The sequence below is a fragment of the Streptomyces sp. NPDC016677 genome, from assembly GCF_055562815.1.
This window is the reverse complement of record NZ_JBVHEO010000007.1, coordinates 16,267-38,439: the sequence shown is the minus strand read 5'-3', so window position 1 is coordinate 38,439 and position 22,173 is coordinate 16,267. Positions and strand designations below refer to the sequence as shown.

Annotated in this window: 16 protein-coding genes and 1 pseudogene; 13 read left to right on the top strand and 4 right to left on the bottom strand. The window is 72.3% G+C overall.

Translation table 11 applies throughout. The annotated features are described in order from the left end of the window. Nucleotides 1–92: 92 nt before the first annotated feature. A complete protein-coding gene (locus tag ACZ3IG_RS20360; RefSeq protein ID WP_467433761.1) occupies nucleotides 93–986 on the bottom strand; it encodes a LysR substrate-binding domain-containing protein in 894 nt (297 codons plus the stop codon). Nucleotides 987–1,155: 169 nt separating this feature from the next. On the opposite strand from ACZ3IG_RS20360, the gene ACZ3IG_RS20355 reads away from it, so the two are divergent. After that, a complete protein-coding gene (locus tag ACZ3IG_RS20355; RefSeq protein WP_467434066.1) occupies nucleotides 1,156–2,154 on the top strand; it encodes a bile acid:sodium symporter family protein in 999 nt (332 codons plus the stop codon). Between the two features lie 4 nt (nucleotides 2,155–2,158). Here the strand turns inward: ACZ3IG_RS20355 and ACZ3IG_RS20350 are convergent, their stop codons facing one another. From ACZ3IG_RS20350 to ACZ3IG_RS20340, 3 genes and pseudogenes are all read right to left on the bottom strand, one after another. Further along, a complete protein-coding gene (locus ACZ3IG_RS20350; RefSeq protein ID WP_467433759.1) occupies nucleotides 2,159–4,018 on the bottom strand; it encodes an exo-alpha-sialidase in 1,860 nt (619 codons plus the stop codon). A 309-nt stretch (nucleotides 4,019–4,327) separates the two neighbouring features. Then, on the bottom strand, nucleotides 4,328–5,176 hold the full coding sequence (fdhD, locus tag ACZ3IG_RS20345; RefSeq protein ID WP_467433758.1) for a formate dehydrogenase accessory sulfurtransferase FdhD: 849 nt from the start codon (nucleotides 5,174–5,176) through the stop codon (nucleotides 4,328–4,330). Nucleotides 5,177–5,183: 7 nt separating this feature from the next. Next, nucleotides 5,184–5,408, bottom strand: a pseudogene (locus ACZ3IG_RS20340) (2Fe-2S iron-sulfur cluster-binding protein); the annotation flags it as partial. 396 nt (nucleotides 5,409–5,804) lie between these two features. Between ACZ3IG_RS20340 and ACZ3IG_RS20335 the strand changes: the two are divergent. The 12 genes from ACZ3IG_RS20335 to ACZ3IG_RS20280 all read left to right on the top strand — a co-directional run bounded on the left by ACZ3IG_RS20335 (nucleotide 5,805) and on the right by ACZ3IG_RS20280 (nucleotide 22,137). After that, nucleotides 5,805–7,130, top strand: a complete 1,326-nt coding sequence (locus ACZ3IG_RS20335; RefSeq protein WP_467433756.1) for an OFA family MFS transporter — start codon at nucleotides 5,805–5,807, stop codon at nucleotides 7,128–7,130. Beyond that, complete coding sequence (locus ACZ3IG_RS20330) at nucleotides 7,111–7,245, top strand: MFS transporter small subunit (RefSeq protein ID WP_403542689.1); 135 nt, start codon at nucleotides 7,111–7,113, stop codon at nucleotides 7,243–7,245. The genes ACZ3IG_RS20335 and ACZ3IG_RS20330 overlap by 20 nt, the downstream gene beginning before the upstream one ends. Before the next feature lie 133 nt (nucleotides 7,246–7,378). Beyond that, nucleotides 7,379–8,326 (top strand): beta-ketoacyl-ACP synthase III, encoded by a 948-nt coding sequence (locus ACZ3IG_RS20325; RefSeq protein ID WP_467433755.1) that lies wholly within the window; start codon nucleotides 7,379–7,381, stop codon nucleotides 8,324–8,326. Between the two features lie 118 nt (nucleotides 8,327–8,444). Next, nucleotides 8,445–9,122: a GntR family transcriptional regulator gene (locus tag ACZ3IG_RS20320; RefSeq protein WP_467433754.1), complete on the top strand. Its 678-nt coding sequence runs from the start codon at nucleotides 8,445–8,447 to the stop codon at nucleotides 9,120–9,122. 180 nt (nucleotides 9,123–9,302) lie between these two features. After that, entirely contained in the window at nucleotides 9,303–10,484 is a 1,182-nt protein-coding gene (locus ACZ3IG_RS20315) for an ROK family protein (RefSeq protein ID WP_467433753.1), read from the top strand. Between the two features lie 84 nt (nucleotides 10,485–10,568). Beyond that, the gene (locus ACZ3IG_RS20310) at nucleotides 10,569–12,092 is read left to right on the top strand and encodes a sugar ABC transporter ATP-binding protein (protein WP_467433752.1); all 1,524 of its coding nucleotides are present in this window, start codon (nucleotides 10,569–10,571) and stop codon (nucleotides 12,090–12,092) included. Beyond that, nucleotides 12,089–13,108, top strand: coding sequence for an ABC transporter permease (locus tag ACZ3IG_RS20305; protein WP_467433751.1), 1,020 nt, complete (start codon nucleotides 12,089–12,091; stop codon nucleotides 13,106–13,108). Before ACZ3IG_RS20310 ends, ACZ3IG_RS20305 begins: the two co-directional genes overlap by 4 nt. A gap of 17 nt (nucleotides 13,109–13,125) precedes the next feature. Further along, nucleotides 13,126–14,178 carry a substrate-binding domain-containing protein gene (locus ACZ3IG_RS20300; protein ID WP_467433750.1) on the top strand — a complete coding sequence of 351 codons (1,053 nt, stop codon included), beginning with the start codon at nucleotides 13,126–13,128 and terminating at the stop codon, nucleotides 14,176–14,178. Nucleotides 14,179–14,837: 659 nt separating this feature from the next. After that, nucleotides 14,838–15,968 (top strand): Gfo/Idh/MocA family protein, encoded by a 1,131-nt coding sequence (locus tag ACZ3IG_RS20295; protein ID WP_467434065.1) that lies wholly within the window; start codon nucleotides 14,838–14,840, stop codon nucleotides 15,966–15,968. A gap of 15 nt (nucleotides 15,969–15,983) precedes the next feature. Next, a complete protein-coding gene (locus tag ACZ3IG_RS20290; RefSeq protein WP_467433749.1) occupies nucleotides 15,984–16,982 on the top strand; it encodes a sugar phosphate isomerase/epimerase family protein in 999 nt (332 codons plus the stop codon). A 96-nt stretch (nucleotides 16,983–17,078) separates the two neighbouring features. Next, entirely contained in the window at nucleotides 17,079–20,795 is a 3,717-nt protein-coding gene (locus ACZ3IG_RS20285) for a ThuA domain-containing protein (RefSeq protein ID WP_467433747.1), read from the top strand. A 154-nt stretch (nucleotides 20,796–20,949) separates the two neighbouring features. Then, nucleotides 20,950–22,137 (top strand): inositol-3-phosphate synthase, encoded by a 1,188-nt coding sequence (locus ACZ3IG_RS20280; RefSeq protein ID WP_467433746.1) that lies wholly within the window; start codon nucleotides 20,950–20,952, stop codon nucleotides 22,135–22,137. The last annotated feature ends 36 nt before the right edge of the window (nucleotides 22,138–22,173 follow it).

Sequence of the window (22,173 nt, the reverse complement as noted above, 5' to 3'; positions counted from 1 at the left end):
AGGCGGCGCGCAGCGCGTGGTCAGGGAACGCGCCCCGCTCGGGCGCCCGAACGGTGTCCAGCGGGCGGAGGTGTCACCGTTCCCGCGCCGGGTCAGGCGGCTCGCCTACCCGCGCCCCGCGTCCTGACGGTGTGCAGCCGGTCGCCGCTCGCCAGGATCGCCGCCGCCAGCGCGTCCGCCGCGTCCTGCGCCGAGGTGCGCCGCTCCCCGGTGACCAGGACGAAGTCGACGCGGCCCAGTTCCGGCAGCCCGGCCCGGTCCGGCACCCGTACCAGGCCGGGCGGGATCAGGCCCCGGGAGTGCGCCATCACGCCGAGGCCCGCGCGGGCCGCCGCGATCAGGCCGTTGAGGCTGCCGCTGGTGCACGCCACCCGCCACTCGCGGCCCTGGCGCTGGAGCGCCTCCACGGCGAGGGCGCGGGTGATGCCCGGCGGCGGGTAGACGATCAGCGGCACCGGGCGGCCGGGGTCCAGGCGCAGCCGCTCCGCGCCGATCCACACCAGCCGGTCGTGCCACACCAGCTCGCCCCGCCGGTCCTCGGGCCGCCGCTTGGCCAGCACCAGGTCCAGCTTCCCGGCGGCGAGCTGCTCGTGCAGCGTGCCGGACAGCTCCACCGTCAGCTCCAGGTCGACCTCGGGGTGGTCGTGCCTAAAACCCTCCAGGATCTCGGGGAGCCGGGTCAGCACGAAGTCCTCCGACGCGCCGAACCGCAGCCGGCCGCGCAGCCGGGTGCCGGTGAAGAAGGCCGTCGCCTGCTCGTGCACCTCCAGGATGCGGCGCGCGAAGCCGAGCATCGCCTCGCCGTCCTCGGTCAGCTCCACCGAGTGGGTGTCCCGGGTGAACAGCGGCCGCCCGGTCGCGTCCTCCAGGCGCCGCACGTGCTGGCTCACCGTCGACTGGCGCAGCCCGAGCCGCCGCGCGGCCTGCGTGAAGCTCAGCGTCTGGGCCACCGAGAGAAAGGTGCGCAGCTGGGAGGGGTCGTACACGATCCCCAGCTTATTACGGAACGCGATGACAGTCAGTGCGGTGTACCGGATTCCCGATCGCCGGGTGAGGGAGCAGGATGGAGCGGGGACCCGTGTCCCCGTGCCCGGGGACCGACGAAGCGATACGAGCAAGTGGAGCACCGTGAAACGCCTGCGATGGCCGCGCCGGATGCCGGTCGACCCGTACATCCTCCTGCTGCTGGGCACGGTGGGCCTCGCGGCGCTGCTGCCGGCCCGGGGCGCGTCGGCCGATGTCGCCGACGGAGCCTCCACGGCCGCGATCGCGTTCCTCTTCTTCCTCTACGGCGCCCGGCTCTCCACCCGGGAGGCGCTGGACGGACTCAAGCACTGGCGGCTTCACGTCACCGTCCTGGCCTGCACCTTCGCCGTCTTCCCGGTGCTCGGGCTGGCGGCCCGCGGGCTCGTCCCCGTCTTCCTGACCGAGCCGCTGTACCAGGGTCTGCTCTTCTGCACCCTGGTCCCCTCCACCATCCAGTCGTCGATCGCCTTCACCTCGATCGCCCGCGGCAACGTGCCCGCCGCGATCTGCGCGGGTTCCTTCTCCTCCCTCGTCGGCATCGTCGTCACACCGCTGCTCGCCGCCGGTCTGCTGGGCGGTACGGGCGGCGGGTTCTCCGCGGACTCGGTGGTGGGGATCGTGCTTCAGCTGCTGGTGCCGTTCGTCGCCGGGCAGGTGCTGCGGCGCTGGATCGGCGGTTTCGTCACCCGGCACAAGAAGGGGCTCGGGCTCGTCGACCGCGGCTCGATCCTGCTCGTCGTCTACACCGCGTTCAGCGAGGGCATGGTGCGGGGCGTCTGGCACCAGGTCAGCCCCGTCCGGCTGGCCGGGCTGCTGGCGGTGGAGGCGGTGCTGCTCGCCGTGATGCTGCTGCTGACCTGGTACGGCGCCAAGGCGCTGCGGTTCGACCGGGAGGACCGGATCGCGATCCAGTTCGCCGGTTCGAAGAAGTCCCTGGCCTCCGGGCTGCCGATGGCCAGCGTGCTCTTCGGCGCGCACGCCTCGCTGGCCGTGCTGCCGCTGATGCTCTTCCACCAGATGCAGCTGATGGTCTGCGCGGTCATCGCCAAGCGCCGTTCGCACGACCCGTTGCCCGAGGACGGTTCCGCCCCGGCCCCGCCGGTACCGACGGGCGCCGGCAGCCGCTGACCGGTCAGCCGGCCGCGTCCACCCGGTCCAGGGGCAGCCGCAGCACACTGTCCCCGGTCGGTGGCTGGGCCGCGCCGACCTCCCCGTCGCTCAGCGCCCGCCGCCACACCCGTACGTCGTCCAGCGCCCCGGTGAGCCGCGCCCGCCCGTCCATCCGGGCGCCCACGTGCACGCCGAAGGCCGAGTCACGGCTGACCGAGCCCGGTACGTGGGCCGCCTCGGTCTTCTTCCCGTCGAGGAACAGGGTGAGCCGCCCGCCGCCCCGGCGCAGCACCAGCCGGTGCCAGCGGCCGTCGTTGTGCGCGCCGGTGGCGCGTACGTACGCCGACCGGGGCGCCGCCGCCCCCTCCCGCGCGGTCATCAGCCCCGTCACCCTGTCCTGCGCGGGCTCGGCGCGCAGCCACACCTGGGGCTGCTTGGTGCCGATCCCGCCCATCCACAGCAGCGGCTGTTCACCGGTCCTCGCCGTGTAGCGGAACCAGAGCGACACGGTGAAGTCGCCCTCCCCGAGCCGCAGCCCCTCCCGGTACGGCAGCCGCACCTCGTCGTCGCTGCCGTCGAACGCGACCGCGCCGCCGACCGCGCCGTCCGCCGTCGTACCCGCCCCGCCCAGTACGGCGGCGGGCGGGGCGCCCGGCGCGAGGTCGGGGGTGGTGGGGTCGGCGCCGCGCCGGGCCCGGAGCCAGTCGGCGCCGAACCGGGCGAAGCGGATCTCGTCGCGGGCGTCGGCGGTTCCCCCCTCGTACAGCAGCCCCACCGTCGTGCCGTCGAGGGCCGCCATGTCCGAGTAGCCGGACCAGTCGCGGGTGACGACCGTGCCCCGGTCCACGCTGTCCCAGGTGGCGCCGGCGTCCCAGGAGGAGCGGATCGCCATCGTCCGGCGGCGGTCGGGGTCGGCCGGGGCGGACAGCAGCACCCGGTCGCCCAGGCGCAGCAGCGCACCCTGCACCTGCGGGGTGTACAGGTCCGGGACGGCCGCGAAGGGGGCGGCGAAGCTGTCGCCGCCGTCGCGGCTGACGGTCTGGGCGCGGTGGCCGAGGTCGGTGCCGTCCTCCTCGCGCCCGCTGACCAGCAGCGTGCCGTCGGCGAGTTCGGCCAGGGTCACCTCGGACGGCTTCTGCCGGAAGGTGCCGTCGCCGGCCACCGGCCAGGTGTCGGTGGCGCCGATCCGCCAGTGGTCGCCGCCGTCGTCGCTGACGACCAGCGCCGCGTGGTTGGCCGTCACCCGGCCGCCGTCCCAGCTCTCGGCGTTGACCCCGAGGACCAGCCGCCCGGCGTGGGCGCCGGCGGTCAGCTGCACGCCGTGCACGGGGCCGGTCGCGTACCAGGAGTTCCAGCCGGCCGGGCGGATCTCGGCGCTCAGGTCGCGCGGCTCGGACCAGGTGAGCCCGTCGTCGTCGCTGTACTGGAGGTGGGGCACGCGGTCGCAGGGGACCGCGCAGCCGGCGTCGTCCACCCGGCCGGTGTTGTACGTCTGGACCAGCAGGACGCGGCCGGTGGCGCGGTCCACGACCGGCGCCGGGTTGCCGTGGGTGTCGCCGCCGCCGTCGTTGACGACCCGCAGCGGGCCCCAGGTGCGACCGCCGTCCGTGGAGCGCTTCAGCACGATGTCGATGTCGGCCGCGTCCCCGCAGTTGCGGACCCGGCCCTCAGCGAAGGCCAGCAGCGTGCCGTCCGTGGTCCGTACGAGCGCCGGGATGCGGAAGCAGGCGTACCCGGTCTCCTGATCGGCGCGGAAGAGCACCTGTTGGGTGAATTCGGGGGCCTTCGCGTGGGCCGTGGAGGGCAGGGCGAAGGACAGCGCGAGCAAGGAGGCGAGAACGGTCAGCGGGCGTCCGGAACGGGTGCGGGGGCGAAACGGCATGGAGCGGTGGCCCTTCAGGCGGCTGAGCGGTAGCCGGTCGTCAGGGCATCAGTAGATCAAGTCATCACATAACGGATATGTTGTGGCGAATCCCCCGCGTGTCGCCCTGCCCGGAACCCGCCCGACACGGCGCACCACCTGACACGCCGTCACCCGACACGCCGTCACCTCGCAGGCCGTCACCTCGCACGCCGTCACCCGGCACGCCGTCTTCCGGCATGCCGTCTTCCGGCACGCCGTCACCCCGTGCCGGCGCAGGGGGCGCTCTCCGCCGGACGGGGTTCCGCCGTCGTGTCGCGGGCCGGTGCCTCAGCCCCGGGACGCGGCGGTCCGCAGGGCGATGCGGTCCTCGCCCGCGTACACGTTCATCGAGGTGCCCCGCAGGAAGCCCACCAGGGTCAGGCCGGTCTCGGCGGCCAGGTCCACGGCGAGCGAGGACGGCGCCGACACCGCCGCCAGCACCGGGATGCCGGCCATGACGGCCTTCTGGGCCAGCTCGAACGAGGCCCGCCCGGAGACGAGCAGCACGGACCGCGACAGCGGCAGCTCGCCGTTCTGCAGCGCCCGGCCGACCAGCTTGTCGACCGCGTTGTGCCGCCCCACGTCCTCCCTGATGTCGACCAGTTCGCCGTCCTCGGTGAACAGGGCCGCCGCGTGCAGCCCGCCGGTGCGGTCGAAGACCCGCTGGGCGGCGCGCAGCCGGTCGGGCAGCTCGGCGAGCAGGTCCGCGTCGATCCGCACCGGCGGCGTGTCGGCGATGGGCCAGCGGGCCGTCGTACGGACCGCGTCCAGGCTGGCCTTGCCGCACAGGCCGCAGGAGGAGGTGGTGTAGACGTTGCGTTCGAGGGTGAAGTCGGGCAGGGCGACGCCCGGTGCCGTCTGCACGTCCACCACGTTGTACGTGTTGGAGCCGTCGGCGGTGGCCCCCGCGCAGTACACGATGTTCCGCAGGTCCTCCTGACGGGCCAGTACCCCCTCACTGACCAGGAACCCGGCGGCGAGCGCGAAGTCGTCGCCGGGGGTGCGCATGGTGATGGCGAGGGGTTTGCCGCCCAGCCGGATCTCCAGGGGTTCCTCGGCGACGAGCGTGTCCGGACGGGTGTTGACCGCCCCGTCGCGGATGCGGATCACCTTGCGTCGTTCCGTGACTCGTCCCATGTCCTGATCAGCCCCGGTTCTGTACGTGCTGGTGGCCGAAACGGCCCTTGATGCAGAGATTGCCGTGGGTCACCGGGCCGTCGTGCGGCGAGGTGGCCTTGACGATCTCATTGTCCTGTACGTGCAGGGTGAGGGCGCAGCCCACTCCGCGGTACGCGCACGCCGAGTCGGTCAGCGGGGCGTCCTGCTCGACCGCGATCCGGGCGTCGAGGCCGCGCCCGGCGGCGGAGATGGTCCCGTTGGCCGCGCGGGCGCAGGAGAACATGCCGAACGCGCCGCGGTTGCGTGCCAGGCCCCGGGCCGTCCGGTCCAGGGCCTCGTCCGCCGGCCCGGCGGAAAGGCGCGTCGCGGGAGTCCCGTATCAGGGGGTGGGTGAGCCTGGTGTGGTGCGCCGGTCGCGGTTTCCTCATACGGCGCTCCTCGGTGCCGGCTGACGCGTGACTACCGGTCGACTGTGTCGACTGTGTCGACTGTGTCGACTGTGTCGACTGTGTCGACTGTGTCGACGAATATTGTCTACAGTATGGAAGTGGGGGTGGCAAGGGATCGTGCACGGCCGGTGGCGCTGGGTGGTCGTTTGATCAACTGCCTTCTCAAGCGCCGTTCGGATCTTTACGGTGGGGGACTCATGAGTCCCCCTGTCGCCCCGCCCGGCTGGAGCCGCTGGCTCGTCCCGCCGGCCGCGCTCTCGGTCCACCTCTCCATCGGCCAGGCCTACGCCTGGTCCGTGTTCAAGCCGCCCCTCGAATCCGCGCTCGGCCTCAGCGGCACCCAGAGCGCGCTCCCCTTCCAGCTCGGCATCGTCATGCTCGGCCTGTCGGCCGCGTTCGGCGGCACCCTGGTCGAGAAGCGCGGGCCGCGCTGGGCGATGACGGTGGCGCTGATCTGCTTCTCGTCCGGCTTCCTGCTCTCCGCGCTGGGCGCGGCCACCGAGCAGTACTGGCTGATCGTCCTCGGCTACGGTTTCGTCGGCGGCATCGGCCTGGGCATCGGATACATCTCGCCGGTCTCCACCCTCATCAAGTGGTTCCCCGACCGGCCCGGCATGGCCACCGGCATCGCCATCATGGGCTTCGGCGGCGGCGCGCTGATCGCCTCGCCGTGGTCCGCGCAGATGCTGGAGTCCTTCGGCACCGACAGCTCCGGCATCGCGCTCGCCTTCCTCGTGCACGGACTGTCGTACGCCGTCTTCATGCTGCTCGGTGTCCTGCTGGTGCGGGTGCCGCGCGCCCCCGAGACGGCCGACGGACGGCCCGCCCCGCTCAGCGGCGTCCAGGTCTCGGCGCGCTCGGCCGTGCGCACCCCGCAGTTCTGGTGCCTGTGGATCGTGCTCTGCATGAACGTCACCGCCGGCATCGGCATCCTGGAGAAGGCCGCCCCGATGATCACGGACTTCTTCGCGGACACCTCCGCGCCGGTGTCCGTGACGGCCGCCGCCGGGTTCGTGGCCCTGCTGTCGGCCGCGAACATGGCCGGCCGGATCGGCTGGTCGTCCACGTCCGACCTGATCGGACGGAAGAACATCTACCGGGTGTACCTGGGCGTCGGCGCCCTGATGTACGCGCTCATCGCCCTGTTCGGCGACTCCTCCAAGCCGCTGTTCGTCCTCGCCGCCCTGGTGATCCTCTCCTTCTACGGCGGCGGTTTCGCCACCGCCCCCGCCTATCTGAAGGACCTCTTCGGCACCTACCAGGTCGGCGCGATCCACGGACGGCTGCTCACCGCCTGGTCCACCGCCGGCGTCCTCGGGCCGTTGATCGTGAACTGGATCGCGGACCGGCAGGAGGAGGCCGGGCGGCACGGCTCGTCCCTGTACGGGCTGTCCTTCGTCATCATGATCGGGCTGCTCGTCGTCGGCTTCGTCGCCAATGAACTGGTCCGTCCCGTCCACCCCCGCCACCACGTCCCCGCCCCGGACCCCGAGGAGGCCGCCGATGTCACCCGACAGCAGTGAGAGCCCGCCCGACCGGCGCCCGCTGATCGCCTTCGCCTGGCTGTGGGTGGGCGTGCCGCTCGCCTACGGGCTGTACGAACTGGTGCGCAAGGCGACGCAGCTGTTCACCGGCTGAGGGGCCGGGCCGGGTCTGATGAAAGCCGACAAGCCCGGCCCGCGTTTCCTGTCACATCACCTGCCGTCGTACCCGTGAGTCACTGATCAGACTGGTGGATCCCGCAACCGCAGGCAATGAGGGGGATCCGCCCATGCACGGCTCGCGCATCACCGGAGTCGGCCACCACCAGCCCGCCAGAATCCTGACCAACGAGGATCTGGCGGGCATGGTCGACACCAGCGACGAGTGGATCACCAGCCGGGTCGGCATCCGCACCCGCCGGATCGCCGGACCCGACGAACCCGTCGACGAACTCGCCGCGCACGCCGCCGCCAAGGCGCTCGCCCAGGCCGGGGCCACCCCCGCCGACGTCGACCTGGTGCTGGTCGCCACCTCGACCGCCATCGACCGCTCCCCGAACACGGCCGCCCGGGTCGCCGCCCGGCTCGGCATGGGGAGCCCGGCCACGATGGACGTCAACGTCGTGTGCGCCGGGTTCACCCACGCCCTGGCCACCGCCGACCACACCGTCCGCGCGGGCGCCGCGCGCCGGGCCCTGGTCATAGGCGCCGACAAGATGTCCGAGGTCACCGACTGGACCGACCGCACCACCTGTGTGCTGGTCGGCGACGGCGCGGGGGCCGCGGTCGTCGAACCCTGTGCCGAGGGCGAGGAACCCGGCATCGGGCCCGTGCTGTGGGGGTCGGTGCCCGAACTCGGACACGCCGTGCGCATCGAGGGCACGCCGCCGCGCTTCGCCCAGGAGGGCCAGAGCGTCTACCGCTGGGCGACCACCCGGCTGCCCGCCGTCGCCCGGGGCGTGTGCGAACGGGCCGGCGTGGACCCCGCCGACCTCGCCGCCGTCGTCCTGCACCAGGCCAACCTGCGCATCATCGACCCCCTGGCCCTGCGCATCGGCGCCGTCAACGCCGTCGTCGCCCGCGACGTCACCGAGTCCGGCAACACCTCGGCGGCCAGCATCCCCCTCGCCCTGGCCAAGCTGGTGGAACGCGGCGAGATCACCACCGGCGACCCGGTCCTGCTCTTCGGCTTCGGCGGCAACCTGTCGTACGCCGGGCAGGTCGTGCGCTGCCCCTGAGCCGGGCTCCGGGGGATCGATGAGAGGCGGGCATGACCGAACCGTAGACTGTAGACGAAAAACACTTGATACTTTCTTTACCTTCTTCCTTGTCTCCGTCCTTCGCCAGGGGGCCGCGATGTTGTCGACAGGACTGCCGCACGGGGCGGTGCCCAGGCTCGAACGCCCCGGCCCGCTGCGCGACCGCGTCTACGAGGCGCTGCTCGAACTCATCACCACCCGCGCCCTGCGCCCCGGCCAGCACCTCGTCGAGAGCGAACTCGCCGGGCACCTCGGCGTCTCCCGCCAGCCCGTGCGCGAGGCGCTCCAGCGCCTGAACACCGAGGGCTGGGTCGATCTGCGCCCCGCCCAGGGCGCGTTCGTGCACGAGCCGACGGAGGAGGAGGCCGACCAGCTGCTGACCGTCCGTACGCTGCTGGAGGCCGAGGCGGCCCGGCTCGCCGCGGCCCACGCGTCCAGCGCGGGCGTGGCGGCGCTGGAGGAGCTGTGCGCCGAGGGGGAGCGGGCCGTCGCCGCCGACGACGTGGACGGCGCCGTCGCCCTGAACGCGCGCTTCCACTCCAAGGTGATGGAGCTGGCGGGCAACGCCGTCCTCGCCGAACTCGCCGCCCAGGTCGACCGCCGGGTGCGCTGGTACTACACGCCGATCGCCCGGCAGCGCGGCCGGCAGTCCTGGGTCGAGCACCGGGAGATGATCGCCGCCATCGCCGACCGGGACGAGCAGCGCGCCACCCGGCTGATGCGCGAACACACCGAGCACACGCGGCGGTCGTACCACGAGCGCGCCGAGTCCTGAACACGCCATTGCCTGGGGGCTGTACGTACGGTTCTTCGTCCGGCCCTTTGTCCTGCGAGTGGAAAAAGTCGGCGGCAATCTGTGCACAGCTTCTTCCCAGCTTCGGCAGCCGCTGCTACGTTCCCTTCGAAAGCACAGCGGCAGGCAGCCGATTGAGGCGGGGAGGGGCACGTGAGACGCATGACCGCACGACCCGCCAACGCCCACCAGGCCCGGTTGCTCAAGCTGCTGCGTGACGGCGGCCCCAACTCCCGCGCCCAGCTCGGCGACCAGGTCGACCTCTCCCGGTCGAAGCTGGCCGTGGAGGTGGACCGGCTGCTGGAGACGGGACTGGCCGTCGCCGACGGACTCGCCGCCTCCCGCGGCGGGCGCCGCTCGCACAACATCCGGCTCAACCCCGGACTCCGCTTCCTCGGCGTCGACATCGGCGCGACCTCGGTCGACGTCGCCGTCACCAACGCCGAACTGGAGATCCTCGGGCACATCAACCAGCCCATGGACGTCCGCGAGGGCCCCGTCGCGGTCTTCGAGCAAGTCCTGTCCATGGCGGCCAAGTTGCGGGCCTCGGGGCTCGCGGAGGGCTTCGACGGCGCCGGCATCGGCGTCCCGGGGCCGGTCCGCTTCCCCGAGGGCGTCCCCGTAGCCCCGCCGATCATGCCGGGCTGGGACGGCTTCCCCGTACGGGAGGCGCTCAGCCAGGAACTCGGCTGCCCGGTCATGGTCGACAACGACGTGAACCTGATGGCGCTGGGGGAGCAGCACGCGGGCGTCGCCCGCACCGTGCACGACTTCCTCGTCGTCAAGATAGGCACCGGCATCGGCTGCGGCATCGTCGTCGGCGGTGACGTCTACCGCGGCACGACGGGCAGCGCCGGCGACATCGGGCACATCCAGGCCGTGCCCGAGGGCCGCCCCTGCGCCTGCGGCAACCGGGGCTGCCTGGAGGCCCACTTCAGCGGCGCGGCCCTGGCCCGCGACGCCACGGAGGCCGCCGAGCAGGGCCGGTCGGCCGAACTCGCCGCCCGACTGGAGACGGGCGGGAGCCTGAGCGCCGCCGACGTCGCCGCCGCGGCGGCGGCCGGTGACGCCACCGCCCTGGACCTGATCCGCGAGGGCGGCGGCCGCACCGGCCAGGTCATCGCCGGCCTGGTCAGCTTCTTCAACCCCGGCCTGGTGGTGATCGGGGGCGGGGTCACCGGCCTCGGCCACACCCTGCTCGCCGCGATACGCACCCAGGTCTACCGCCAGTCGCTGCCCCTGGCGACCGGCAACCTGCCCATCGTGCTCGGAGAACTGGGCCCCACCGCCGGAGTCATCGGCGCCGCCCGGCTCATCAGCGACCACCTGTTCTCACCCGCGTAGCACCCTCCGTCCGCACCCTTCTGTACAGCGCGTAGCTCCGCCCTGCCCTGACACCGGCCCGCACGCCCGCCGAGGGGACCTCACATGGCACCAGAACCACCGCTGCTCAGCATGTCCGGCATCACCAAGTCCTTCCCCGGAGTCCGGGCCCTGGACGGCGTCGACCTCGACGTCCAGGCCGGTGAGGTGCACTGCCTGCTCGGCCAGAACGGCGCCGGGAAGTCCACCCTCATCAAGGTGCTGGCCGGCGCCCACCAGCCCGACACCGGCACCATCCGCTGGCGCGGCGAGGACGTCACCCTCCGCTCGCCCATCGCGGCCATGCGCCTGGGCATCGCCACCATCTACCAGGAACTCGACCTGGTCGAGCACCTGTCGGTGGCGGAGAACGTCCACCTCGGCCACGAACCGACCACCGCCGGCTTCGTCGTCCGCGGCCGGGCCGCCCGCGCGTCCACCGCCGCGCTGCTGAAACGGCTCGGCCACCCCGAGGTCGACCCGGGCCGCCTCGTCGGAGACCTCTCAGCGGCGCAGCAGCAGATCGTGTCCATGGCGCGGGCGCTCTCCCACGACGTACGGCTGATCGTGATGGACGAGCCGTCCGCCGCCCTCGACCCCGACGAGGTGGACAACCTCTTCCGGATCGTCGGCGACCTCACCGCCGCCGGTGTCGCCGTCGTCTACATCTCGCACCGTCTGGAGGAGATCCGCCGCATCGGAGACCGGGTCACCGTCCTCAAGGACGGCCGCGCCGTCGCCCGCGGACTGCCCGCCGAGTCCACCCCGACCAGCGAGGTCGTCGCCCTGATGACCGGCCGCAACGTCGCGTACGTCTTCCCGGACCGGCCCGCCTCCGCCCCGGCCGCCACCACCGAGCCGGTGCTGAGCGTGCGGGGACTGGCGAGGGAGGGGGAGTTCGCCCCCCTCGACCTGGAGGTCCGCCCCGGGGAGATCGTCGGCCTCGCCGGACTGGTCGGCTCCGGCCGCTCCGAGATCCTGGAGACCGTCTACGGCGCCCGCAAGCCGTCGGCCGGACAGGTGCTGGTCGACGGGCGCCCGCTCAGGCCCGGCAGCGTCCGGGCCGCCGTCCGCGCCGGGCTCGGCCTCGCCCCCGAGGAGCGCAAGGCGCAGGCCCTGCTGATGCTGGAGTCCGTCACCCGCAACGTGTCGGTCTCCTCCATGTCCCGCTTCTCGCGCGGCGGCTGGCTCGACCGGGGCGCCGAACGGGACGCCGCCCGCACCGCCGTCCGCGAACTGTCGCTGCGCCCCGACAACCCGGACGTGCCCGTGCGCACCCTGTCCGGCGGCAACCAGCAGAAAGCCGTCCTCGCCCGCTGGCTGCTGCGCGGCTGCCGCGTCCTGCTCCTCGACGAACCCACCCGGGGCGTCGACGTCGGCGCCCGCGCCGAGCTGTACGCGGTCGTGCGCCGGCTCGCCGACGAGGGACTGGCGGTGCTGCTGGTCTCCAGCGAGGTGCCCGAGGTGCTCGGCCTCGCCGACCGCGTCCTCGTCCTGCGCGAGGGACGGGTCGTGCACGAGGCGCCCGCCCGCGAACTCGACGAACACCGCGTACTCGACCTCGTCATGGAAGGGAGCCCGGCATCATGACGCAGCACGTGTCCCCGCCCCGGGACGGCACCGGAAAGGCGGTACCGGTGGACGGGCCGCCCGCCTGGCGGGGCGTGGTCGCCCGCGCCGACGTCCGCATCCTGTCCCTGCTCGGCGTGCTCGCCGTACTGGTCCTGATCGGCGGCATCACCAAGCCCGACGAGTTCCTCGACAGCCGCAACCTGCAACTCGTCCTCACCCAGGCGTCCGTGATCGGCGTCGTCACCGTCGGCATGACCTTCGTCATCATGTCCGGCGGCATCGACCTCTCCGTCGGCGCGATCGTCGCCCTCGCCTCGGTGTGGGCGACGACGGTCGCCACCCAGGAGTACGGATTCCTCGGCATCCTGTTCACCGCGATCGTGGTCGGCGTGGGCTGCGGACTCGTCAACGGCGTCCTCATCGCGTACGGCGCGATGGTCCCGTTCATCGCCACCCTCGCCATGCTGGCCTCCGCACGGGGCCTGGCCCTGCAGATCACCGACGGGCAGACCCAGATCGTCACCGTGGAGGGCGTGCTCGACCTCGGGGAGCGGGACGCCTATGTGCTCGGCATACCGCCGCTGGTCCTGGTCTTCGCCGCCGTCACCGTCATCGGCTGGCTGGTGCTGAACCGGACCACCTTCGGCCGCCGCACGGTCGCCGTCGGCGGCAACGCGGAGGCCGCCCGCCTCGCCGGCATCGACGTGCGCCGCCAGCGGCTCTACCTCTACCTGCTGTCCGGCCTGTGCTGCGGCATCGCCGCCTTCCTGCTGATCGTCCTGTCCGGCTCCGGCCAGAACACCAACGGCAACCTCTACGAACTCGACGCCATCGCCGCCGCGATCATCGGCGGCACGCTGCTCAGTGGCGGACGCGGCACCATCGTCGGCTCCGTGCTCGGCGTCCTGATCTTCACCACGATCACCAACATCTTCGCCCTGAACAACCTGCAGAGCGACGTCCAGCAGATCGCCAAGGGAGCGATCATCGTCGCCGCCGTGCTGGTCCAGCGCCGTACCGCGAGCACGCCTTGAGGAAAGGGTTGACCGTCATGCCAGAGCACACGCCGTTCGCAAGCCGCAGAGGGCTGCTGTTCGGAGCCGCCGCCGTGTCCGCCGGGGCCTTCCTCACCGGGTGCACGAGCAACGAGTCGGACGACGACGAGGGAGCGGGCACCGGCACCCAGCCCGCCGCCGACGACAAGCCCGGCAAGCAGGTCACCATCGGCTACGCCGGTCCGCTCGCCGACCACGGCTGGCTCAACGCCATCAACGACCAGGCCAAGGGCCGCGCCGAGAAGTACTCCGACGTGACCCTGGAGGTCACCGAGGGCTCCAACGACACCGCCCAGCAGATCGGCCAGATCGAGACCCTCATCAACAAGAAGGTCGACGTCCTGGTGGTGCTGCCCGCCGACGGCAAGGCGCTCACCCAGGTCGGGCTGAAGGCCATGCGGGCCGGAATCCCCGTGGTCAACCTCGACCGCGTCTTCAACACCCCGCAGGCGTACCGCTGCTGGGTCGGCGGCGACAACTACGGCATGGGCCTCAACGCCGGGCACTACATCGGCGAGAAACTCAAGGACAAGGCCGACGCCCGGGTCGTCGAACTGGCCGGCATCGACAACCTCGAACTGACCCGGCAGCGCACCAGGGGCTTCGACGACGCCCTGAAGAACTACCCGAACATCAAGAAGGTGGCCCGCCAGGCCGCCGACTTCACCGTCGAGTCCGGCCAGGCCAAGATGGCCCAGCTGCTCCAGGCCCAGTCGAGGTTCGACGCCCTGTGGAACCACGACGACGACCAGGGCGTGGGCGCCCTGCGCGCCATCGAACAGGCCGGACGCGACGACTTCCTGATGGTCGGCGGCGCGGGCGCGCTCGCCGCGTTCCAGGCCATCAAGCAGGACAACGGCGTCCTGAAGGCGACCGTCCTCTACCCGCCGACCATGGCCGCCTCCGCGATCGACCTGGCCCGCGCGCTGGGCCAGGGCAAGGGGATCGGCGGCCTCGCCGAGTACGAGATCCCCGCGTCGATCACGCTCTACTCGGCGGTCGTCGACAAGGAGAACGTCGACCAGTACATGTCCACCGGCTTCAAGTGAGACCCCCGCCGCCCGCCCCGGGGGCCTGACCAGCCTCCGGGGGCCTGACCAGCCACTGGGGGAGGGGCGGGGGCGGGGCCTGGGTTGACGGGTCTGACGGGTCTGACGGGTCTGACGGGTCCGACGGGTTCTGGGCCGGGGGCCGTGCTCGCGGGCGGACCGGCTCGGGCCGGGGCCGTGCTCGCCGGTCCGACCGGCACCGGAGCAGGGGCACCGCGCTCAAGACGGACCGGCGCCGGGGCGGGAACCGCGCCCACGGCTCCGACCAGCCCCGGACGGAACCGCGCTCACGGCTCCGACCAGCCCGGGGCGGGACCCGAGGGCCATCGCACCACCACGACGAGGAGGACATCCGCATGGGACAGCCGCAGCAGCCCGAGGGGGCCGGGGCGGAGACACCGGCCGCCGGGGCCGCGGACACCGGGGCCATCGCCGCCGGGTCAGTGGACACGGGGACGTCGGGCTTGACGGGGACGCCGGTGACGCCGGGGACGACGGAGGTGACGGAGGTGACGGGGACGCCGGGGGTGACCGGCATGCCCACCGCGACGAGCATGCCCACCGCGACGGGCACGCCCACCGCGACGGGCACCCCGGTCGTCACCGCCCCGGCCCCGGCCGCGGCGCCGTCCGTGTCGAGACCGCCCCTGCGGGTCGGCATGGTCGGGTACGCCTTCATGGGCGCCGCCCACTCCCAGGGCTGGCGCACCGCGGGCCGCGTCTTCGACCTGCCGCTGAACCCTGTACTGGCCGCGATCTGCGGGCGGGACGCCGACGCCGTCCGCACCGCGGCCGACCGGCACGGCTGGGCGGCGACCGAGACCGACTGGCACGCCCTCGTCGAACGGGACGACGTCGACCTCGTCGACATCTGCACCCCCGGCGACAGCCACGCCGAGATCGCGCTGGCCGCGCTGGCCGCCGGCAAACACGTCCTGTGCGAGAAACCACTGGCCAACACCGTCGCCGAGGCCGAGGCCATGACCCGCGCCGCCGAAGCCGCCGCCGCCCGCGGCCAGGTGGCCATGGTCGGCTTCAACTACCGCCGCGTCCCCGCCACCGCGCTGGCCCGGCGGATGGTCGCGGAGGGCCGCATCGGCAGGCTGCGGCACGTCCGGGTGGCGTACCTCCAGGACTGGCTGGTCGACCCCGCCGCCCCGCTGACCTGGCGGCTGCGCAAGGAACTCGCCGGCTCCGGCGCGCTCGGCGACCTCGGCGCCCACATCGTCGACCTCGCCCAGTACCTGACCGGCGAACGGCTGGCCGGCGTCTCCGCCCTCACCGAGACCTTCGTACGGGAACGCCCCCTCTCCTCGGGCCCCGCCGGCGGCACGGGCACCGGCCGGGTCACCGTGGACGACGCCGCCGTCTTCACCGGCCGCTTCCCCTCCGGCGCCCTCGCCTCCTTCGAGGCCACCCGCTACGCCACCGGCCGCAAGAACGCCCTGCGCATCGAACTCAACGGTGAACAGGGATCGTTGGCCTTCGACCTGGAACGCCTCAACGAGCTGACCTACCACGACGGTACGGAGCGGGGGGAACACGCGGGGTTCCGCCGCATCCTCGTCACCGAACCCGAGCACCCGTACCTCGACGCCTGGTGGCCGCCCGGTCACGGGCTCGGCTACGAGCACACCTTCGTCCACCAGGCCCGCGACCTCGTCCACGCCGTCGCCGAAGGCCACGCCCCGGAGCCGTCCTTCGCCGACGGACTCCAGGTGCAACGGGTGCTCGCCGCCGTGGAGGAGAGCGCCGAGAAGAACGCCGTCTACACACCCGTCGCCGTCTGAGGAGGATCTCCCACGATGCCGCGCCCGTTCACACTCTTCACCGGCCAGTGGGCTGACCTGCCCCTGGAGGAGGTCTGCCGGCTCGCCCGCGACTTCGGCTACGACGGCCTCGAACTCGCCTGCTGGGGCGACCACTTCGAGGTCGACAAGGCCCTCGCCGACCCGTCCTACGTCGACGGCCGCCACCAGCTCCTCGACAAGTACGGCCTGAAGTGCTGGGCCGTCTCCAACCACCTCGTCGGCCAGGCCGTCTGCGACGCCATCATCGACGAGCGCCACCAGGCGATCCTGCCCGCCCGGATCTGGGGCGACGGCGACGCGGAGGGCGTACGGCAGCGGGCCGCCGCCGAGCTGAAGGACACCGCGCGGGCCGCCCGCAGACTCGGCGTCGACACCGTCATCGGTTTCACCGGCTCCGCCATCTGGCACCTGGTCGCCATGTTCCCGCCCGCCCCCGAGTCCATGATCGAGCGCGGTTACCAGGACTTCGCCGACCGCTGGAACCCGATCCTGGACGTCTTCGACGCCGAGGGCGTCCGCTTCGCCCACGAGGTCCACCCCAGCGAGATCGCCTACGACTACTGGACGACCCAGCGGGCCCTGGAGGCCGTCGACCACCGCCCCGCCTTCGGCCTCAACTTCGACCCCTCCCACTTCGTCTGGCAGGACCTCGACCCGGTCGGCTTCCTGTGGGACTTCCGCGACCGGATCTACCACGTCGACTGCAAGGAGGCCCGCAAGCGCCTCGACGGCCGCAACGGCCGGCTCGGCTCCCACCTGCCCTGGGGCGACCCCCGGCGCGGCTGGGACTTCGTCTCCGCCGGGCACGGCGACGTCCCCTGGGAGGACGTCTTCCGCATGCTGCGCGCCATCGACTACCAGGGCCCCGTCTCCGTGGAGTGGGAGGACGCCGGCATGGACCGCCTCCAGGGCGCCCCCGAAGCCCTGACCCGCCTGAAGACCTACGACTTCGAACCGCCGTCGGCCTCCTTCGACGCGGCGTTCGGCAACTAGCCCGATTCCCGTTCCGGGGTGACGGCGCACCCCGGCGCCCGCACCGCATGTTCTACGCACCCACCCGTACGGCCCACCCGTTCCCGGAGGGATCTCGTGCACCGAACCAGGCTCAGAACCACCCGTGCGCCCGGAAGGCGCGGACTGCGCACCACCCTCGCCCTGTTCACCGGCCTGCTGCTGGCCGTGGGCGCCCCGGCCGGCGTCGCCGGAGCCCAGCCCGGCGCCGCGGCCCAGGCCGACCCGGCCCCCGCGGCCGAAGGGCAGTTCCAGCAGGTGCCGCTCGCCAAGGGCGAACCCGAGACGGGCGAGCCGATGTCGCTCGCCGTGCTCCCGGACCGCAGCGTCCTGCACACCTCGCGCGACGGCACCCTGCGCCTCACCGACCAGGGCGGCGTCACCAAGATCGCCGGCAAGATCCCCGTCTACAGCCACGACGAGGAGGGCCTCCAGGGCGTCGGCGTCGACCCGGACTTCAAGAACAACCGGGCGATCTACCTCTACTACGCCCCGCCGCTGGACACCCCCGCGGGCGACGCCCCGGAGAACGGCACCGCCGCCGACTTCGCCAAGTTCGACGGCGTCAACCGGCTCTCCCGGTTCGTCCTCAACCCCAACGGCACCCTGGACCTGGCCAGCGAGAAGAAGGTCCTGGACGTCGCCGCCTCCCGCGGCACCTGTTGCCACGTCGGCGGGGACATCGACTTCGACGCCGAGGGCAACCTCTACCTCTCCACCGGCGACGACTCCAACCCGTTCGCCTCCGACGGCTTCACCCCGATCGACGAGCGGCCCGACCGCAACCCGGCCTTCGACGCCCGCCGCAGCTCCGGCAACACCAACGACCTGCGCGGCAAGATCCTGCGCATCAAGGTCGCCGAGGACGGCTCGTACACGATCCCGGAGGGCAACCTCTTCGCCCCCGGCACCGAGAAGACCCGCCCCGAGATCTACGCGATGGGCTTCCGCAACCCGTTCCGGATGAGCGTCGACGACAAGACCGGCGTCGTCTACGTCGGTGACTACGGCCCCGACGCCGGCGCCGCCGACCCGAACCGGGGCCCGGCCGGACAGGTCGAGTTCGCCAAGGTCACCGAGCCCGCCAACTTCGGCTGGCCGTTCTGCACCGGCGACAACGACCCGTACGTCGACTACGACTTCGCCACCGGCACCTCCGGCGAGACCTTCGACTGCGCCGCCCCGAAGAACACCTCGCCGCACAACACCGGCCTGGTCGACCTGCCGCCCGCGCAGGCCGCCTGGATACCGTACGACGACGACTCCGTGCCCGAGCTCGGCAGCGGCTCCGAGTCCCCGATGGCCGGCCCGGTCTACCGCTACGACCCCGACCTCGACTCCGAGGTGAAGTTCCCCGAGGCGTACGACGGCGACTTCTTCGCCGGTGAGTTCGGCCGCCAGTGGATCAAGCGGATAGAGCAGAACGAGGACGGCACGGTCGCGGCGATCAACGACTTCCCGTGGACCGGCACCCAGATCATGGACATGGAGTTCGGCCCCGACGGCGCGCTCTACGTCCTCGACTACGGCCTCTCCTGGTTCCAGGGCGACGACGACTCCGCCCTCTACCGGATCGAGAGCGCCGAGGACGGCTTCTCGCCGATCGCCGAGGTGAGCGCGGACAAGACCTCCGGCGCGGCCGGCCTCAAGGTCAAGTTCACCGCCACCGCCAAGGACGCCGACTCCCCGGAGCTCACCTACAGCTGGGACTTCGGCGACGGCACCACGGGCGAGGGGCTCACGCCCACCCACAAGTACAAGAAGGCCGGCACCTACACCGCGACCTTCACCGCCGAGGACCCCGAGGGCAACACCGGCAACGCCAGTGTCCGCATCGTGGTCGGCAACACCGAGCCCAAGGTGAGGATCGACGTCCCCGGCAACGGCGCCCTGGCCGCCTTCGGCGAGCCCGTCCCCTTCAAGGTGACGGTGACCGACCCCGAGGAGACGGTCGACTGCTCCAAGGTCAAGGTCGTCTACAGCCTCGGCCACGACAACCACGCCCACGAGCTGACCAGTGAGACGGGCTGCGAGGGCACCCTCAGGCCGCCCGCCGGCGACGGCGGTCACGACCCCAACGCCAACATCTACGGCGTTGTCGGCGCCAGCTACACCGACGGCGGCGCAGGCGGCCAGGAGGCGCTGACCGGTACCGCTCGCACCGTGCTCCAGCCGCTGCACCGCCAGGCCGAGCACTTCACCACCCAGCAGGGCGTGTCGGTGATCGACAAGACCGGCGCCAACGGCGGCAAGACCGTCGGCGACATCCACGACGGCGACTGGATCTCCTTCACCCCCTACAAGTTCGACGGGCAGAGGAAGCTGACCGTCCGGGCCTCCTCCGGCGGCGACGGCGGCTTCGTCGAGCTGCGCACCGGCTCGCCCACCGGCAAGCTGCACGGCTCGGCGTACATCCCGCCGACCGGCAGCTGGGAGACGTTCCAGGACGTCGACGTGCCGCTGCGGTCCCTGCCCGGGAAGACCTCGGACGTCTACCTCGTCTTCAAGGGCGGCAGCGGCGCGCTGTTCGACGTGGACGACTTCGAGTTCTCCAAGGAGCCCTTCAAGAACGGCAAGAAGGTCCTCGTCTTCTCCAAGACGGCCGGCTTCCGCCACGACGCCATCCCGGAGGGCGTCGCCGCGCTGAAGGAACTCGGCGCCCCGGCCGGCATCACGGTCACCGCCACCGAGGAGGCCAAGCAGTTCACCACGGCCAACCTCGCCAAGTACGACGCGGTCGCCTTCATGTCCACGACCGGTGACGTCCTCGACGCCGACCAGCAGAAGGCGTTCGAGAACTACATCCGGGGCGGTGGCGGCTACCTGGGCGTCCACGCCGCCGCCGACACGGAGTACGACTGGTCGTTCTACGGCGGACTCGTCGGCGCCTACTTCGACTCGCACCCGGCCCAGCAGAAGGCCACCGTGCGCGTCGAGGACCACGCCCACCCGGCCACCGCGCACCTCGGCGACACCTGGGAGCGCACCGACGAGCTGTACAACTACCGCACCAACCCGCGCGACCGGGTCAAGGTCCTCGCCACCCTCGACGAGACCACCTACCAGGGCGGCACCATGAAGGGCGACCACCCGATCGCCTGGTGCCAGACCTACGAAGGCGGCCGGTCCTTCTACACCGGCCTCGGCCACACCAAGGAGTCCTACGCCGACGAGGCCTTCCGGGCCCATCTGCTCGGCGGCCTCCAGTACGCCGCCGGCCAGGTCAAGGCCGACTGCAAGCCGGACAAGGGCTACCGGAAGATCTTCAACGGCCAGACCCTGGACGGCTGGAAGCAGGCCGGCCCCGGCACGTTCGACATCAAGGACGGCACGCTGGAGTCCAACGGCGGCATGGGCCTGCTCTGGTACCAGGCCAAGGAGCTGAAGTCGTACTCGCTCAAGCTCGACTGGAAGATGCGCGGCGACGACAACTCCGGGATCTTCGTGGGCTTCCCGGCCTCCGACGACCCCTGGTCCGCGGTGGACAAGGGGTACGAGATCCAGATCGACGCCACGGACGCGGCCGACCGCACCACGGGTGCCGTCTACTCCTTCAAGTCGGCGAACATCAAGGCCCGTGACCAGGTCCTGCGCCCGCCCGGCCAGTGGAACTCCTACGAGATCAAGGTCCAGGGCGAACGCCTCCAGGTGTTCCTCAACGGAGTCAAGGTCAACGACTTCACCAACAAGGACCCCGCGCGGAGCCTGACGGACGGCTACATAGGTCTCCAGAACCACGGCGCCGCCGACAAGGTCTCCTTCCGCGACATCCAGCTGAAGGAACTGCCCGACTAGCCCTTCCGGGGCTGTCAGACGGCGGCGGGCGGGGGACGCCGGACCCCCGCCCGCCGTCACCACCCGGCTCCGCCGGGGCATCACCCGGTTCGGCCGGGGCATCACCCGGTTCGGCCGGAGCTCCACCCCGACGCGTTCGACAAGGAGGCTGCCCATGTCCGCGTCCCCCTCTCCTTCCTCTTCCGTTTCTTCTTCCTCTTCCGCTTCCCGTACCGGTGTGTGGCTGATCGGTGCGCGCGGTTCCGTCGCCACGACCGTGGTGGCGGGCTGCGCGGCCATGACCGCCGGCTTGCACCCGGCGACCGGCCTGGTCACCGAGACCCCGCACTTCGCCGCCGCCTCCCTCCCTCCCCTCTCCTCCCTCGTCTTCGGCGGCCACGACACCGTGGACTGCCCCCTCCCCAAGCGCGCCGAGGCACTGGCCGCCGGCGGCGTACTGCCGCCCGGTCTCCCCGCCGCCGTCCACGCCGACCTCGCGACCGCGGAAGGGGAGATCCGCCCAGGCGGCCCCCTGCCCGGCGACACCCGCCCCGCCGAGGAACTGATCACCGCCTTCGCCGCCGACATCCGCGACTTCGTGCGCCGCTCGGGCGTGGCGCGGGCGGTGGTCGTCAACGTGGCCTCCACCGAGCCGCTCGCCACCGGCCGGACCCTGCCGCCCAGCTCCCTCTACGCGGCGGCGGCCCTGCGCGCCGGCTGCCCGTACGTCAACTTCACCCCCTCCACCGGCCTGCACCACCCGTCCCTGGCCGCCGAGGCGGCCTCCTGCGGCCTGCCGTACGCCGGCCGTGACGGCAAGACCGGGCAGACGCTGCTGCGCTCGGTACTGGGCCCGATGTTCGCCCAGCGGGCGCTCACCGTCCGGGCCTGGTCCGGCACCAACCTCCTCGGCGGCGGCGACGGCGCCGCCCTCGCCGACCCGGCCGCCGCGGCGGCCAAGAACGCCGGCAAGGAACGCGTCCTCGCCGACACCCTCGGCACCACCGTCGAGGGCGAGGTCCACATCGACGACGTCCCCGCGCTCGGCGACTTCAAGACGGCCTGGGACCACATCGCCTTCGACGGCTTCCTCGGCACCCGCATGATCCTCCAGACCATCTGGCAGGGCTGCGACTCCGCCCTCGCCGCCCCCCTCGTCCTCGACCTGGCCCGCCTGGTCGCCCGGTCCCACGAGCTGGGCCTGACCGGCCCCCTGCGCGAACTGGGCTTCTACTTCAAGGACCCGGTGGGGGACGGGCCGTCCGCCCTCGGCGACCAGTACGCGGAACTCCTCGGCTTCGCTGACCGCCTGGCAGCGCGACCGACCGGGCACGCGCCCTCCGGCCCCGGGGACCGCCGGTGAACCGGCCGACCGACGCGACGGCGAGCACGGACGCGG

What these genes read in the sequence shown, in the direction of transcription:
- ACZ3IG_RS20355 (WP_467434066.1), top strand. Translation starts at nt 1,156, where the DNA reads ATGCCGGTCGACCCGTACATCCTCCTGCTGCTGGGCACGGTGGGCCTC.
- ACZ3IG_RS20350 (WP_467433759.1), bottom strand. Translation starts at nt 4,018, where the DNA reads ATGCCGTTTCGCCCCCGCACCCGTTCCGGACGCCCGCTGACCGTTCTC.
- fdhD (WP_467433758.1), bottom strand. Translation starts at nt 5,176, where the DNA reads ATGGGACGAGTCACGGAACGACGCAAGGTGATCCGCATCCGCGACGGG.
- ACZ3IG_RS20335 (WP_467433756.1), top strand. Translation starts at nt 5,805, where the DNA reads ATGAGTCCCCCTGTCGCCCCGCCCGGCTGGAGCCGCTGGCTCGTCCCG.
- ACZ3IG_RS20330 (WP_403542689.1), top strand. Translation starts at nt 7,111, where the DNA reads ATGTCACCCGACAGCAGTGAGAGCCCGCCCGACCGGCGCCCGCTGATC.
- ACZ3IG_RS20325 (WP_467433755.1), top strand. Translation starts at nt 7,379, where the DNA reads ATGCACGGCTCGCGCATCACCGGAGTCGGCCACCACCAGCCCGCCAGA.
- ACZ3IG_RS20320 (WP_467433754.1), top strand. Translation starts at nt 8,445, where the DNA reads ATGTTGTCGACAGGACTGCCGCACGGGGCGGTGCCCAGGCTCGAACGC.
- ACZ3IG_RS20315 (WP_467433753.1), top strand. Translation starts at nt 9,303, where the DNA reads ATGACCGCACGACCCGCCAACGCCCACCAGGCCCGGTTGCTCAAGCTG.
- ACZ3IG_RS20310 (WP_467433752.1), top strand. Translation starts at nt 10,569, where the DNA reads ATGGCACCAGAACCACCGCTGCTCAGCATGTCCGGCATCACCAAGTCC.
- ACZ3IG_RS20305 (WP_467433751.1), top strand. Translation starts at nt 12,089, where the DNA reads ATGACGCAGCACGTGTCCCCGCCCCGGGACGGCACCGGAAAGGCGGTA.
- ACZ3IG_RS20300 (WP_467433750.1), top strand. Translation starts at nt 13,126, where the DNA reads ATGCCAGAGCACACGCCGTTCGCAAGCCGCAGAGGGCTGCTGTTCGGA.
- ACZ3IG_RS20295 (WP_467434065.1), top strand. Translation starts at nt 14,838, where the DNA reads ATGGTCGGGTACGCCTTCATGGGCGCCGCCCACTCCCAGGGCTGGCGC.
- ACZ3IG_RS20290 (WP_467433749.1), top strand. Translation starts at nt 15,984, where the DNA reads ATGCCGCGCCCGTTCACACTCTTCACCGGCCAGTGGGCTGACCTGCCC.
- ACZ3IG_RS20280 (WP_467433746.1), top strand. Translation starts at nt 20,950, where the DNA reads ATGTCCGCGTCCCCCTCTCCTTCCTCTTCCGTTTCTTCTTCCTCTTCC.